General features: G+C 35.5%; 15 protein-coding genes. All 15 read left to right on the top strand.

Annotated elements, in window-relative coordinates; translation table 11 throughout:
* Positions 1-195 precede the first annotated feature (195 nt).
* The 15 genes from GNE10_RS02000 to GNE10_RS01930 all read left to right on the top strand — a co-directional run bounded on the left by GNE10_RS02000 (position 196) and on the right by GNE10_RS01930 (position 14,706).
* On the top strand, positions 196-1,602 hold the full coding sequence (locus GNE10_RS02000) for a hypothetical protein (protein ID WP_185563426.1): 1,407 nt from the start codon (positions 196-198) through the stop codon (positions 1,600-1,602).
* A gap of 2 nt (positions 1,603-1,604) precedes the next feature.
* A complete protein-coding gene (locus tag GNE10_RS01995) occupies positions 1,605-1,976 on the top strand; it encodes a hypothetical protein (protein ID WP_185563425.1) in 372 nt (123 codons plus the stop codon).
* Between the two features lie 29 nt (positions 1,977-2,005).
* Positions 2,006-2,371 carry a capsid cement protein gene (locus GNE10_RS01990; RefSeq protein WP_185563424.1) on the top strand — a complete coding sequence of 122 codons (366 nt, stop codon included), beginning with the start codon at positions 2,006-2,008 and terminating at the stop codon, positions 2,369-2,371.
* Between the two features lie 18 nt (positions 2,372-2,389).
* Positions 2,390-3,460 carry a hypothetical protein gene (locus tag GNE10_RS01985; RefSeq protein WP_185563423.1) on the top strand — a complete coding sequence of 357 codons (1,071 nt, stop codon included), beginning with the start codon at positions 2,390-2,392 and terminating at the stop codon, positions 3,458-3,460.
* 59 nt (positions 3,461-3,519) lie between these two features.
* Positions 3,520-5,718: a hypothetical protein gene (locus GNE10_RS01980; RefSeq protein ID WP_185563422.1), complete on the top strand. Its 2,199-nt coding sequence runs from the start codon at positions 3,520-3,522 to the stop codon at positions 5,716-5,718.
* Positions 5,715-6,284, top strand: a complete 570-nt coding sequence (locus tag GNE10_RS01975; protein WP_185563421.1) for a hypothetical protein — start codon at positions 5,715-5,717, stop codon at positions 6,282-6,284. Before GNE10_RS01980 ends, GNE10_RS01975 begins: the two co-directional genes overlap by 4 nt.
* A 3-nt stretch (positions 6,285-6,287) precedes the next feature.
* Entirely contained in the window at positions 6,288-7,100 is an 813-nt protein-coding gene (locus GNE10_RS01970; RefSeq protein ID WP_185563420.1) for a hypothetical protein, read from the top strand.
* 11 nt (positions 7,101-7,111) lie between these two features.
* Complete coding sequence (locus tag GNE10_RS01965) at positions 7,112-8,482, top strand: hypothetical protein (RefSeq protein WP_185563419.1); 1,371 nt, start codon at positions 7,112-7,114, stop codon at positions 8,480-8,482.
* Position 8,483: 1 nt separating this feature from the next.
* A complete protein-coding gene (locus tag GNE10_RS01960) occupies positions 8,484-9,782 on the top strand; it encodes a hypothetical protein (RefSeq protein WP_185563418.1) in 1,299 nt (432 codons plus the stop codon).
* Between the two features lies 1 nt (position 9,783).
* Positions 9,784-10,332, top strand: coding sequence for a hypothetical protein (locus GNE10_RS01955; protein ID WP_185563417.1), 549 nt, complete (start codon positions 9,784-9,786; stop codon positions 10,330-10,332).
* A 23-nt stretch (positions 10,333-10,355) separates the two neighbouring features.
* Positions 10,356-11,051, top strand: coding sequence for a hypothetical protein (locus GNE10_RS01950; protein ID WP_185563416.1), 696 nt, complete (start codon positions 10,356-10,358; stop codon positions 11,049-11,051).
* A gap of 100 nt (positions 11,052-11,151) precedes the next feature.
* The gene (locus tag GNE10_RS01945; RefSeq protein ID WP_185563415.1) at positions 11,152-11,829 is read left to right on the top strand and encodes a hypothetical protein; all 678 of its coding nucleotides are present in this window, start codon (positions 11,152-11,154) and stop codon (positions 11,827-11,829) included.
* A gap of 8 nt (positions 11,830-11,837) precedes the next feature.
* A complete protein-coding gene (locus GNE10_RS01940; protein ID WP_185563414.1) occupies positions 11,838-12,206 on the top strand; it encodes a hypothetical protein in 369 nt (122 codons plus the stop codon).
* A gap of 137 nt (positions 12,207-12,343) precedes the next feature.
* Entirely contained in the window at positions 12,344-13,066 is a 723-nt protein-coding gene (locus GNE10_RS01935; protein WP_185563413.1) for a hypothetical protein, read from the top strand.
* Positions 13,066-14,706 carry a hypothetical protein gene (locus GNE10_RS01930; protein ID WP_185563412.1) on the top strand — a complete coding sequence of 547 codons (1,641 nt, stop codon included), beginning with the start codon at positions 13,066-13,068 and terminating at the stop codon, positions 14,704-14,706. Before GNE10_RS01935 ends, GNE10_RS01930 begins: the two co-directional genes overlap by 1 nt.
* Positions 14,707-14,715 lie beyond the last annotated feature (9 nt).

Here is a 14,715-nt window from a genome sequence, read left to right as displayed (position 1 = left end):
GGTCAAATTATTTAAATATAGACCCCCGCGCTGGAGGAGCCTGCCCCCAGATACCTACATATTAAGTATATATTTTAACTCTCCTAATATCTAAATATCTAATTTATCAAATCTAATTTATCAATTGCTTTATCCTACTTTTTTTAACAAAATTTAACTAAAATTTAATTATTAAATAAATATTATTTTTTACATGTGGCTACAAAACAAGAGTTATATGATGCTTACAAAGGTATCAATCCTTCGACTGGAAAAGAGCTACCTATCAAGTTAGTTAAGCTTGTTGTTGAGCAGATTAAATCATTTTTACTAGGTGATGGATACTCTAAAAAGATTAAATTTCTGGCTACTAATTCTGAGCAGCAAGCAGACTTAGATGCTAAGTTAAATGAGCTAAAGCTATACAGTCTTCTTAATGATTTGTATAACGAGGTTCCAGTATTCGGGGAATCTTTTATAGATGTATCAAATGGTCAGCTAAGACATATAAGAAGTTTAGATGTCTCAGAAGTTAAAGTTGACCCCACCGACCCACTAAAAGTAGTTTACCTAAAAGAGCACAGGGAAATATACAACCCCTCCAAAAATGATTATGAAAAAGTCCAAGTTGAACACTTCTTGGCTTTAGCCAACTCTGCTCAGGATGCTAGTGAATTAGATATACTCAGCCTACCTGAATATAAATATTACCTTAAAGTTGGCAACAGTGAACCTATTGAAGCTGGCGATCGCTTGCCAATCATTAGAGTTGTAGATGCCCTAAATGGGAAGGAAGCTAAGTCTTCTGTTGATTCTATTCTCTTCCTCCAGCTTGAATATAATGAATGCCGTTCAAGAATTAACTTGCATGGTAAGCATCATAAGCCTCAGCTTTATACAATAGGAACCTCCGCCCCGGCAGTAATAGGAAGAACCAATGCCTCTCGTCCTGAATCTGTTGAAACAGCTACAGGTTCAAGTGAATTCCAAACAGCCTTTAGAGATGATGCTGCTTCTATCCTTCACCTTCCAATTTCCAATGCGGCTGCTGAAGCTGGTATTACTCCTAAGATTGGATACCTACAACCTTTAGATTCAAGTTATCTAGAACGTCAAAGATTAATTATCCTTCAAGATGTTTATAACTTAAGTGGGGTAATGGTACTTGAGTTACAAAATGCAAGGTCAGCTAGTTCATCTTCCTCCCTTTCTGTTCTTTATGAACCCCTGCAACGGGCTACCTTAAATAGAGCTTCCTACTTAATATCTTGCATAGGTTCTATCTTTGAACAATTAGGAATTGATATTACCTACCGTGTTGAACTTCCTAATATGCTTCCGAAAGATTTGCAAGACAAGAAACTACAAATAGAGGCAGTAAAGAATAAACTTATTTCCAGAAAGCGTTATCTAATTCAAGTAGAAGGGTTAAGTGAAACAGAAGCCGATAAGGAACTTCAACAATTAGATAATGAGAAGGGATTAAATATTCAATACTCTGCCGCCCTTGTTGATTCTAAAGACGCTCCTAATGAAGATGAGGGAACAGTCTTCTCAGATAAAGCTATTAGTAATGAAGATAATTCAATCAACCTAGATAATACGAATAGTAATAATTTATAATTATGTCTAATAATCTTGAAGAAAATCAAGAACAAGTAACCTCTGAAGAGTTAGATTTAGGAATCACAGTTGCCCCTCCTCAAATTGATTATGAAGCTGCGATCGCTAAGACTAAACCTGACTTTCAGAGAATGGTAAAGCTTCTAGGAATCCAGCCTTCTGGTAGTACTCAAGAAGATATAGAGCAGGACTTGTTAACTAAGCAAACAGCTTTTGAAGCTGACTTAAAATCAAATTTAGTTCCTAAAGTTCAAGCTGCTTTACAAGGTTTGACTACAAAATATTCAGGCAATTCAATTACCCCTAAGCCTGGAGTTTCAGTAACTTCTAGCTCTCCTCAAGAGCGTAAACTTAAAGCCTGGAAAGGTTATTAATCACCTACTAATAATTTATAAATAAAAATATGTTGAATGTAGCTTACAATACAATTATTTATCGTTTCATTGCTTCTGCCAACTTAGACGGAAGCATTGTTAATTTACTTGCAGCAGTTGACATTCCTGAAGGTTCTATAGTTGCAGTTGACGCTAATGGTCAAGCTATTCTTTGTACTGCTTCTCTCATTCCTGTTGGTGTAGCTAGACACTCTCGTAAAGCTGGAACCATGCTTGCAGTAGAAGGTAATTGCATAATTGAAAATAAAGGCACTTCACTTGCTCTTACTCCTGGAACTAATGTATTTGCGGCTGCTGCTGGTGCTGTAGCTGGAACAGGAACCAATAAAGTTGGTGTAGCTTTAACTGCTAACAAGATTAAAATCTCTATCTAAATTAACCTTTAAAAATATATGACTTACATCACCACCTACTTTGGTGAACTTAATTCAAATGATTCTGAATTAGTCACAGTTGACAACATTTCAGTTGTTAGTATCTTACGTGAATTAGACCAAGACTTTAAATTTTATTCTGATATGAATGACCGCTTCTTTGGGTCATTAACAGAAAGTGTCGCTACTCCTCAAAAAGTAGTTAAGGTCTATGATGGTGAAGATTTAGAAGCTTACACAGAAGCAGCTAGACCTAGCTCTAGAGAAACTGTTTATGATTACACTCAAGAGATTCCTTTCCAAGAATTCATCACTGCGCTGACTTTGACCAAGAGAGCAGTTCAATTGATGACTTCGGAAGAAGTTGCGGCTTATGTTCAATCTAAGCTAACCAGCTTCCAGAAGGCTAAGTTTTCTGCAATGCGTCAAGCTATCTTTACTAATGTCAACCGAGTAATAGTTGATTCTGTTAACAAATATCAAACAACCTCCCTTCCTTTTTATAATTCAGGTAGCTCCACCGCTTCTCCTTCTATCAATGGTTACACTTTTGTAGCGGGGGATTTGCAGCATTACAATGCTGTGGCTTCTGCTAACAACCCAACTCTATCTGAGATTCGCAGTAAGCTAATTGATAAAGTTAGACATCATGGTTTCCGCCAGCTTGAAATCTGGGTTTCTGATTATGATTATAGTTTTGAATCTTTAGCTGGGTTTGTACCTGCTGAAGGTCAATTAGGGCGTAATCTTGAGATTGCTACTGGTGGAGCTAATGGAGAACGCCAACGTCAACTTTCTCCTTTTGAAGGTTTAGTAGGTTTCATCTCTAATGTTCCTGTTATCAAAACTCCAGTAACCCCAACAGGTTATGCAGTTTGTGTAGGAACTGATGGTGGCCCAAACCGCACTCCTTTGTTAAGCCGTCAACCTGCTGTAGCTTCTTTGGCTGGATTGCAAACTGATGTTAAATCTACCTTTGCTTTAGAAAATACAGTTATGAGTGAAGGTTGGGGTTTTGCTCCTAATCATCGTGGTGCTGCTGCTGTTCTTCAATTGAATGCTACTAGCTACAGTGTCCCCACTGTGTAAGTTAATTAAAGTAAATATTAGGGGAGATTACTCCCCTAATTAAATAGAACAGGAGAAAGATGGCTGCACCTCTACATAAAAATAAAGTCATTCAATTCATAGAGAGATATCCTCATGATGAAGACTTTACTTTAACTCAAGGAAATACACCTTTAGCTAATGGTAATACGACCACTTCCTTTAACCCAGGATGTTCAGTAGGTTTATCTAATGAAGCAGGTAACCCTTCTGATTTCAATGCTTTAATTGATATGTGGGTAGCTGGGGGACTTACTAGAAATAATTTAAATCCCTTTGCTCTAATGAGACTTTGGGCTGCTACTTATAGAACTTATTACCATTGGTGTAAATCAGTTACCAGACCTTATTCAAATCCAGCTTCATCCACAGTTGTAACCCAAAACAGATTATTGAATTTAAATGAATATGAAGTTAAGTTTACTTCTAATTTAAATTCAGGAACTATTGAAGACACCCAATTAACTGGAAGTTTTACCCAAGGTAAATATGATTCCGGCAGTGGAGAATATGGAATAAAAAGAGTTAGTACTGCTGGCTCCTTTAAAGAAATAACTTTAGCTCCTTACATCCCCTCAGTTTTATTTGAAGTAGCTGACGTATCTGCCAACTTATTAACTAGTCTTCCAGTGGGGGGAATTGCTGCACTTTATGGAGGCCCAGTTAAGTGTGAATTAATATTTGATAGTGCGGTTGATATAGATGCAGTTTTAATTCCTCCTCCATCAAATGTAGCTGATCCTGCTCTACCTGAAACTACTAATCCTTTTAATTGGTTCTTCCCTTCCAACTTTAAGATTCGCTCATCTTATGATGGAGTTAATTACACTTCATCTCTTGAATATAATAAGTTTATTACAGCTTTAAACCAGTTAGTTCAAACTGCTGTTAGTCCTGATAAGTATTACGATTGGAGACAAATCCTTTATACCTCCACTAGCACTGTCAGCTATCCAGCCTTAATAACAGCTATTAACAATGCCTCTAATTATTCTTCTAGTACTACAGCTAAAGCTAATCTAGAAACTTGGTCTACTTCATTAGCAACCAATATTTCTACATACGGATTTATTAATGATACTCCTTTCCCCACTAAAGTTAAGAGTATAAGTTATAAAGACCCTAGTTATGATTTAAGTTCTTTTGTAGTTAGTAGACCTTTAAAAGGGCACGAGATAGAAGTAGTAACAATCAATAAAAGTAGCACTCCTAAAACTTGTATAGTAAGAACTTGGTTCAAGCAGAATGGTGTTTCTAGATATACTAATGGCACATCTAGTACCTTAATTCCTTTACAATACCGGACTAATGCTCTCGCCCCTCTAGACTATGGTTACTTTGAAGTAATAGATATAGCTTCTGGTGGAGGAATAATTTGCCAGGGAGTATGTGAATCCCCTATCTCTATGAAAGGAGTTAGAGCTTTAGAGTTAACTTCAGGTGTAGTTGATAACACAACATTAAGACCTTATCTTGCTAGCTTTCCTTATGTTAAGGGAACTATTAAATCTATCGTTACCCAGCTAAATAATAATTTAACAATAGGCAATTACACTCCAACATATACAGATGCATACTGGACAACTTACTCTCCTGAATCATTTGATATTGGTAGCGTAACCTTCTCTGATTCTATTGCTAAATCTGCTTTTGATTTATTAGGTTATACAGGCTCTAATTTAAATAAATGGAAGTTAATGCCTTACACTCTACCTACTAGCTCAGTCTTTTTAGAAAGCCAAATTAAATCTAGTTCAGCTACAGTTCGCAACGTACCTACTAGTTTCAGCTACACTGAGGACTACATCAATAATAAGATTATTCCTTTACCAACTTCTACTGAACTAACTCAATATCAAACAGATGCAGAAGCTAGAGGATTAGACCCAGTAGTTTACTACTTCAGAGTTAAGTTTAGTGCTTTCTTAAAAGAGCTAATTAATTATTGTAAATCCACCTGCTTAAAGTTCTGGCAGTACTCTTCTTCTAATCGCTCAGTCTCCAACTTTGAAACCTATACAGCAGATGCTTTACAGTTTGATAATGCTACTCTTCCTGTAGGGGATGTAATAGCTTCAGGAGTTAAGGTTTATGAGATTGTTACCTCTGGTCAATTTGATATAGAAAGTAATCTTCCTGCTGGTAGGTTGTGGTTTCTTTCAGGAGGCAACTCAAGTCGAATAGATATAGATATTGCAGTCCTCCAACAACTATTAGATATAGCGGGGATAACGTTATGAGCCTAATTACATGTGTTGAACATTATGAATTAATAGCTAAAAGAGTTTCCTTATCTCATTTGCTATCACAATTTAGTGGCATTTTAGCTATTGATTATCAAGGTAATATAAGCTCTGCTGTTAATTATTTTATAGATGATGGTGCTGTTAGGTTTAAGGAAGTTGAGAAAACTTCAACTGGGCCTAGAGTAGTTGAGAAAACTCAAAGAGCTTGGGCTTTACCTGGTTACCTTTTAGAAACAATTAAAAGACCTCAAATTAGCCCAGGAATAGAGCTACCCACCCTCCCCACTGGTTCGGTGAATACAGTTCCAGCAGACGTTTTATTAATTACTACTATTCCTTATTATTGGTATCCTCAGGTTCCCAATGGTAACAGACTTAATTCCTGTGAACTAAGATTTGATATACCTTTTCTAGATTTAAAGTCTAACAGGCAGCTATTTAAAGTTGCTCAAAACTCTATTTTAGAAGAAGGAGTAATGGTAATTCAATTATCTGCCCAACCTGCTGCTGCCACTAACATTTCTACAAGTAACGGAACCTTCTCCTTTAACTTTACATAAGTAATGGATATCTTAAACTCAGGCTTAATTCAACTTAATTTAACCCCAGAGATTATTGATAATATCTATACCATTATTTATGGGGATGTAGAAGACCCAAAAGCCACCATTTATTCTAATTATCAAATAATAAGTAATTATAAAGCTAATTACCTTTTATATAATAATGGGATTGGTCTATTAGCAATAGCTACAGTCTCCGATAAAACAACAAAAGTTTTAAATTACATTGATAATCTGCTTACTCAATTAAAGAGTGAACCTGATTTCTGGGAGAAGCTAGCTGTTTCTATTAGGAAAGAAAAGAAAGTTTTTAATCCTAAGGTAATCAGAAAATATGAAGTGGATGGATATGGGGTTATTACTGCTATTACTACTGAATTTGCCAGAGAACAAGACTACAGAGTTTACGATATCAATGCTGTCAATAGTCTTACAGGTGGCAGTGTTCTTAAAAGTAAAGAAGTAGAGCAAATTAAAAGAGGCAGCAGAATATCCAGCCTTAACTATAAACCAACTTTAGTAGGGTATCTTGACCCTACGTCCCTTGGTGGAGTAGATGGACTTGTAGCCTATTCAGACTTAATAGTAGATGAGGAAGAAGGAACTGTTACTGAAATAATTAAGTTTAAAGCAGTTACTAATAAAGCTAAAAATATAGAGTTACTTAAGCGAAATGGTTACTATTTTAAATCAGATTTAAAGTTAATATTAAAGCCTGATTTCCTATCTAAAATGTTTACAGGTGGCTTATACATGAAAGTAGAAAAAGTTGGTTACAAGTTAATGGCTAACTTTGAAGAAAATAAACAATAAATAATATTAATATGCCTACTTCTATTAGTTGGAATTTATTTGAAAGCACTTATCTTAGACCTCAAATATCTGATATTTATGGTGCTCAATATGACGAAGATACTTTAAAGAAAACTACCTTTGCTGCTATTACTGATTTAGTTAGTAAAGGTTTAACAGATATTGGGCCACTCCCCACATCAACCACAGTACCAGCTACAGCCCAAGTAACTTATCTAAATCCTAATCAAGTTAATATTGGGAATAATTTCTCCTTTACCTATAATAATATCTCTGTTACATTCACAGCTACAGCTAATACGATCGCTAATGTAACTGCTGGCTTAACAAGTTTAATAAATGCTAATTCTACTTTTAATGTTAAGTTCACAGCTTATGATGACTCAACCAGAGTTCGCTTAGTCGGCTCTACTGCTGGGGAATCACAACAATTCTATACTGTAGCAGAAAGAAATACTGGCACAGGTAACCCTCTACTAGAAGTATTAATAGCTTCTAAGCCTACACAACAAGAATTACTGGTAACTGATTTAACTTCTATTACAGCTAACTTTGCTGATGCCTTCACTGCGATCGCTGCTGGAGTTAAATACTTTTTAGTATCTGACCCTGTTATTAAATTACAAACTGCTGCTGGTTTAGATATTCAAAAGAATGAAACTCTAACCACTGCCTGTAAAGCTAATTATGAAACTTTAATTCTTGCTTACTTAAGAATTCATATATTAGGAGAGATAACAGCTTCTGCTTTTTGGAAAGAAAGGTTACAAGTTTCTTCTACTCAAGTAACCAATAGTTCGGGACAATTAACATTAGCTGAAAGGTTAATATTAATTGATGCAGAGAACACTGCTAAGCTATCTCAAATTGCTAGGGAAGAAGACAAGGAAATAGCTTTAGGTGACCAGAAGAGATTAGCGGCTATTGAGTTAAAAGAAGTAACCAGAGCTTATGAATTAGAAGATAAGGCTGCTCTTGTTGAAAAGTCTGCTACTAATGGAGCTTGGACTTCAGCAGGTCAGTTTACTATTAGTTATTTAGATTACTATGCAACTGATTTAGAAGATACTGTTCCTCTAATGGTTAAAGATTTCTTTAATGATGATTATGGTATACCAACTTTATTATCAGGAAATTACTTTACTAATATACCAGTTACTAACTATAAGAGATTAGATATTAGGTTAGTAGCTTCTGCAAATATTAAATTTAAATTACAAGAACTTGTGGATATAGATTGGGTTGATGTTAGCCCAGAAGTTATAGATAATGCTATTACTAAGAGCTACTCTTTAATTAACACTAGCATTATCAAATTAAATATTACGGCACTTGAGCCTAATACCGAACTTTTAGTATCTGGACAATTACATAGTAACTAAGATGAGTGATGGTCTATCAGTAATATGGGGTGGAGATTATAGCCCCACAAAAACTTATTATAAAAACCAAGCTGTTTTTCATGAAGGTTCTTCGTACAGAGCCAACAAAACTACTACAGAAGAACCAAGCCCAGAAGCCTTAGATTGGGATTTATTAGCGTCTGGTTCTGATAGTGGAGAACCTGTAGACTTAAGTGATTATTATACTAAAACTCAAACAGATACCCTTTTAAATAATAAAGCTAATCAGTCTACAACTTACAATAAAACTGAAGTTGATAACTTAATCATTGATAACTTAGTTGAGTTAGATGATGTTGCAATATCCTCTCCCTCTGATGGTCAAGCCCTAGTTTATGATAGCTCTATTTCAAAGTGGACTAATGAAACTATTTCTACTGGAGGTGGAGGAGGAGAAGTTAATACTGCAAGTAATGTTGGAACTGCTGGAGTTGGTATTTATAAACAGAAAACTGGAGTTAACTTAGAGTTTAAAAAGTTAAATGCCGGGTCTAATAAAATAACAATTACAGATGATACTAGCAACTCTGAAGTAGATATTAACGTCAGTGAATCTAATCTAACTCTAGATAACTTAGGAGGAACCCTTTCTATTAGTAAAGGGGGAACAGGTAGTACCTCTGCCTCTGCTGCGCTTTCAGCCCTTGGAGGAGCCTCTAGTAGTAGTCTAAGTTCCCATACAGGTAACACTTCTAATCCACATTCAGTAACAGCTTCCCAAGTAGGTAACACAACTTCTCAATGGAATGCAAATAAACTTCAAGGCACAGATATTATTTCTACTGCCCCAACAAATGGTCAGGTTTTAGTATATAACTCTGCCACTAGCAAGTGGGAACCTACTACTCTTAGTACCTCTGGTAAGTTAATCCAAACTGTTTACGCAGAGAGTAATACTATAACTACGATAGCTGCTGGAGGATTTACTAATATTGGGTTAAGTATAACTATTACTCCTATAAATACTTCTAACTTCCTCTACTTTTATGTAGTAATTCATGGTATTGAGAAAGTATCTGGAACAGCCGATACTACTTATATGCTAGGCGCTCAAATATATAATACTACTGCTTCTACAAGCGTTTACTCAACTGGTGCTAGTTATTCAGGAAGATTTACAACTCAATATATGCCTCCCTATTACATACAAGCTAAAAGTTCAATTACAAGCACTGCATCTACTACTTATAATGTGAGAGTTGCTGCTCAATCTGGAAGTATTAGGTTTCAGAGTAATAATGCTTTATCAAATATTATAGTAACGGAAGTAAGTCCTTAATATGGCAATAGAAATCACTCCCGATAAAGTTACTAATAAAACTATTTCCTTAAATGGTTTATCAGTAATATGGGCGGGAGAGTGGGTTAATACAAAAACTTATAGAAAGAATCAAGCTGTTTCTTACGGTGGCTCCTCTTATAGGGCAAATAAAACTACTACCCAACCACCTTCTTCAGAAAGTGTTGATTGGGATGTACTAGCTTTAGGCTCAGTTAGCGTAGAAGATACAGTTGAGAAAGATATATATTTTAGTTACGGCGATGTAAATTCTAGATTAATCTACACAACTGGCGATAATGAAATTATTTTAACAGTAACTATAGTAATCATTACACCCTTTAATGGAGTGGGTGCATCTATTTCTATAGGAGATTCGCTTGTTAATGATAGGTTAGCAAATAACTCTCAAATTTACCTTGAGCAAGCAGGAGAATATTCAGTTAATCCTGTTTATAAATACACTTCAGTAACTCCTATTAATTTATATCTGAATCAAGGAACTGGGGCAAGTCAAGGTAACGGTTACATTATTATTGAAAGTAAATAATTAAATAATTATTAAGACAAGATATGGCTCAAATTTTAGATTTAAAAGGAACTTCTATTTCCTCACTGCAAATTGAAAAGGGTGGGGTAAGACTTAAGAATAACTCAGGTGATTTACAAGTTAAAGATTCTGCTGATTCTAGCTTTAAGAAAGTTACAGCATCGCAGTTTGAAACAACTAATGACACTGGTTTAGTAATTAATTCAGATGCAGCTTCAACAGGTGCAGATTGGAAGATTACGATCGCTAGACCTTCTAGTGGTCAAACTGCTGACTACACCCTTACTTTACCCACAAGTGCTGGTTCCCCTAGCCAAGTACTTACAACCAATGGTTCTGGTACTTTAAGCTGGACTACCGTTTCTGGTGGTGCTAGCAATGGTATGTTCACAGATACCACTTCTTTAGCTTTTAACAGTGCTTCAAGTGTTTCAATGTTTACCCTTCCCGCCAATGCTGTAATTCACAGAGTAGAAGTCATCTTAGACACAGCTTGGGTAACTGGAACTGCAACTATGACGGTTGGTATTTCTGGGACAACTTCTAAATATGCAGGTAGCAACTTAATTGATTTGTATGGTAGCGCAGGGGATTGTTATGTTATTACCCCCAACCAAGCTGCTAATGGAAGTAGTGAAAGCTTAATCATTACTTATGCTGCTTCTACAGCCAGTGCTGGTAGTGCAAGAGTCCTAGTTTCTTACTCCAATCCTGGTTAATAGTGTAATAGGACATATTTCAGGCAGACTTTAACATAAGGGTAATGCGAGTTTATCCTTATGACTTTTTTATAAATTAAAGATAAGTAAAAAAAATAATATGGCATCAACTTTTGATATTAAAGGAACAAGTTTAGATTCTTTTAAAATTGGTATAGGTGGCCCAACTCTTTATAAAGTTGGAACTGATTTATGCTTAAGTACATCTATTTCCTCTAGAGTACTTACTGAACTAGAAGCAGACCATCCAGGATATAGAACGGGTTTATGGTATGCTACATCTCCTATAACTGACGGCTTAAGTTCTATCACTACTGCTTCCACATCTAATACTATTAGTTATTATCCCTTCAGTTTAAAAAAACCTGTCACTATTCTTAAAATAGCGTTTAACCAAGCTACAAGTGTTGCAGGGAATATGAGGTTTGGAATTTATTCTAATAATAGTAATACTGTTCTGCCTTCTACCTTGTTAGTTCAAACAGGAGAATTGTCTACTGCTGGTACGGGGGAAAGAAGTGATACTGTTTTTATTCAACTCCCTCCTGCATGGTATTGGGCTGCTATTAGTTCTAACGTTAGTGTTTCTTTAACTGGAGAAACGACTCTTGCTTCTCAAAATTATTACATAGGAAGAAGCTCTTTTGGCACTACAGGTTTTGTTAATGGTTATAGGAATAACTATACCTACTCTTCTGGAAGCTTACCATCTTCTGCCCCTGTAGATAGCTTAACTGAACTTACTACTGGTGCTCCTTTTCTCTACATTAAGACCTAATAAAATTTATGAGTATCATTGGTAATTATAGTGGCTACCCTACAGAGTGCTGGGAAATTGATGAGTTTGATAATTATGCTACTTATCCTATAGATTGCGAATTACTATTAGCAGGTCAAACTAGAACCCCTACGCTTCCTAGTGAAGAATGGCTTGATATAGCTCTAGATAGGTATTTTGAATATTTTATGGAACAAGAAGCTCAAGCTGCTGCTGATTTATTAGAAATTGAACTGCATGAATACTATGATTTATTCCCTGATTTAGCTCCTTGGACAGAACCTTTCTTGCTAGCTAAAATTGATTACTTTACTAATAATAGACCTACTGATGTACAAGCTTTTGTAGATTTAGTACATAGTTTAGGGATAGCTTAAATATTAATCTTTATTAATGTTATATTATTAATATAGTTATACCTACCTCCTCACTATTTAAAGGTGTAATTCCCCCTATTTATTTATAATGTACATGTAATATCCTTTAATTATTAATATAACTAAAGGATATTTTTTTGTCTTCATACAAGGAAAGTGCAGTTTATAAACATAGGTATCTATCAGGTAGAAGAGGTGAACCTGTTAGATGTCCTGTTATTAAAAAAGATGGTACACAATGTAAAAACAAAGTAATGCTTGGTTACAAATGTTGTGCCACTCATGGAGGTAAAGCAGCTAAGGCTAAGATTACTCATGGTCTACATTCTAAGTTAATTAAAGAACAAAATATGAGAGCTATCAAATCATTAAGTAATAAGGAAAGAAAGGAGCTATTAGCTACTGATTACAATAAAGAAAGTTTACTAGATAACAGTATCATGTTAACTGATGCTATGATTAGTAGACTTATTGAGCATCAATCTGAAATTATAGAAAGGTATAATACTGCTGTTCAATTATTATCTGGTTCTGAAAGAAGAGAACCAAGAGAGCTAGAAGTACTAACCAATAATATTAATGGATTAAGTAAAGCGATCGCTGATATCTCTAAAGTTATCCAAATTCATCAAGCTCAGATTAATTCTACACTCAAAACTAGAAAAGAGCTTAGAGACAAGAATGAGAATGAATCCACACTGAAAGCTTTATATGAGCAGTTGAGTGTAGAACCTAAGCAATTGATTCAAGATATGATTAAGGGTTATCTATCTGCCAATCCTGACGCTAAAGTAGATGACTTACTCTCACTCAAGCCTGCTGATGTAGAAATCCAGTATGAATTAGGGGACGATGACTAATGAATGTTGTCCCTTGTGATTTGGAAAGTGTTCTTAAGTCAGATACTTTAAGATATCAATTCCTTGCTGGAGCTAATGACCCTGTATTATTTGTTAAGTATTTTTTAGGTGAAAAAGTTAACTATTACTTAAATGAAATTGAAAGGATTCATCCTGAAACTGGGGAAGTAGTTATAGGACATCCTAAACAAAGACAATGGTTAAGGCAAGCTGTTAATTGCCAAGAGGGAATATTAAAAGCAGGTAGTAGAAGTGGTAAAACTTTTGTTACTGCCCTCATGCACCTTTGGTTTTTATTCTATAGAAAGAGACCTACTACCTCTGTTTTTTATGGAGACTATAGTAAAAGATTTCAGTCTATTAACTGCGCTCCTTCTTTGAAGCAAGCTAAGTTAGTAAAGGATGAAATCATAGGTTTAGTCAATGATAGCCCCTTCCTGACTAGTATAGGCTTCATTAAGCATATCTCTGATGGTCAGCAACCTTTTATAGAAACTTGTTTCAATAGCATTATTTGGTTCCAAGCTACTGTGCAAAAGGGAAGGTTCATTTTAGGTTTGTATTTGGATATAGCTACCCTAGATGAGTCTGCTTCTGAGTATGCTTTAGAACATCTACGGATGAAGATACTTAATGTTAGGGGTACTGAAGTTAGTGGACGTAAGTTTTTTATCTCTACTCCACAAGGAGAAGGGGAGTCTGCTGGTCAAGGAGCTATTTACTTTAGAAAGATATGGAATGAACTGAAGGAACGCAGACTTAAAAAAGATAATTCAGTAGCGATCGCTGAGTTTTCTCAGTTTGATAATCCTGTTAATCCCCCTGAAGTAATCAAAGCCAACATGGTTAACATGACTCAGGCTCAAATCAGAGAGGAGATTTATGGTAAGTTTGCTAACTATGGTTCTACTTTCTTTGCTGGTAATTATCTAGACCTAGCAATTGAAAAAGGAGAAAGGCATACTTGTTTCTTCCCAGTCGATGACCCAATTACAGGCTTCTGTTTACCTGAAGCTGGTACTCATCCTGATTTCCCTTATTTACCAAAAGGTGGGCCTGGAGCGCAATTCTTTACTGGAGTTGATGTGGCTGGAGATACTAATGCTGACTCAACTGTGCTTACTACACTTCAATTTATTGATAGGGAGTTGAGGATAGTAGCTTTTGAAAGGATTAGTAAAACTCCTTTGTTTGACCAAGATGGGGTTATTGAAAGGGTTAGAAGAAGGTTAAATCAATTCCCTGGTGAACTTTATTATGATGCCACTGCTTTAGCTGGACAATATTTAAAGGAAGCTATTGAAAAGGAATTAGACCCTAAAGAGGTATTACTGTGTACACCTATTAACTCCACTAAAAAGCCTTTTAGACATAATAAACATAATCATAAAACTCTTATGCTGTCTAATTTGGCAGGGATTATAGAGAAGGCTAAGCTTGTAATTCCTTATAGTGAAGAAGACAAGTTAAAGCAGCTTAAAACTGAGCTTAGATTCTATAAACTTGACGATAGAGGTCTACCTACAGACTGTGTTATGTCATTAGCTCTAGCTGCTTATGCTTGGAAGAGGAGAGAGAGTAATGATAAGTATGTTGAGGATGAGGAGGCTACAACTTATTTAATGGATAGGGTAGCTTAGTCAAAAGCC

Source organism: Nostoc sp. 2RC (assembly GCF_014222165.1).
Classification (GTDB): domain Bacteria; phylum Cyanobacteriota; class Cyanobacteriia; order Cyanobacteriales; family Nostocaceae; genus Nostoc; species Nostoc linckia.
This window is presented reverse-complemented; position numbering and strand designations above follow the sequence as displayed.

What these genes read in the sequence shown, in the direction of transcription:
- GNE10_RS01995 (WP_185563425.1), top strand. Translation starts at nt 1,605, where the DNA reads ATGTCTAATAATCTTGAAGAAAATCAAGAACAAGTAACCTCTGAAGAG.
- GNE10_RS01990 (WP_185563424.1), top strand. Translation starts at nt 2,006, where the DNA reads ATGTTGAATGTAGCTTACAATACAATTATTTATCGTTTCATTGCTTCT.
- GNE10_RS01985 (WP_185563423.1), top strand. Translation starts at nt 2,390, where the DNA reads ATGACTTACATCACCACCTACTTTGGTGAACTTAATTCAAATGATTCT.
- GNE10_RS01980 (WP_185563422.1), top strand. Translation starts at nt 3,520, where the DNA reads ATGGCTGCACCTCTACATAAAAATAAAGTCATTCAATTCATAGAGAGA.
- GNE10_RS01975 (WP_185563421.1), top strand. Translation starts at nt 5,715, where the DNA reads ATGAGCCTAATTACATGTGTTGAACATTATGAATTAATAGCTAAAAGA.
- GNE10_RS01970 (WP_185563420.1), top strand. Translation starts at nt 6,288, where the DNA reads ATGGATATCTTAAACTCAGGCTTAATTCAACTTAATTTAACCCCAGAG.
- GNE10_RS01965 (WP_185563419.1), top strand. Translation starts at nt 7,112, where the DNA reads ATGCCTACTTCTATTAGTTGGAATTTATTTGAAAGCACTTATCTTAGA.
- GNE10_RS01960 (WP_185563418.1), top strand. Translation starts at nt 8,484, where the DNA reads ATGAGTGATGGTCTATCAGTAATATGGGGTGGAGATTATAGCCCCACA.
- GNE10_RS01955 (WP_185563417.1), top strand. Translation starts at nt 9,784, where the DNA reads ATGGCAATAGAAATCACTCCCGATAAAGTTACTAATAAAACTATTTCC.
- GNE10_RS01950 (WP_185563416.1), top strand. Translation starts at nt 10,356, where the DNA reads ATGGCTCAAATTTTAGATTTAAAAGGAACTTCTATTTCCTCACTGCAA.
- GNE10_RS01945 (WP_185563415.1), top strand. Translation starts at nt 11,152, where the DNA reads ATGGCATCAACTTTTGATATTAAAGGAACAAGTTTAGATTCTTTTAAA.
- GNE10_RS01940 (WP_185563414.1), top strand. Translation starts at nt 11,838, where the DNA reads ATGAGTATCATTGGTAATTATAGTGGCTACCCTACAGAGTGCTGGGAA.
- GNE10_RS01930 (WP_185563412.1), top strand. Translation starts at nt 13,066, where the DNA reads ATGAATGTTGTCCCTTGTGATTTGGAAAGTGTTCTTAAGTCAGATACT.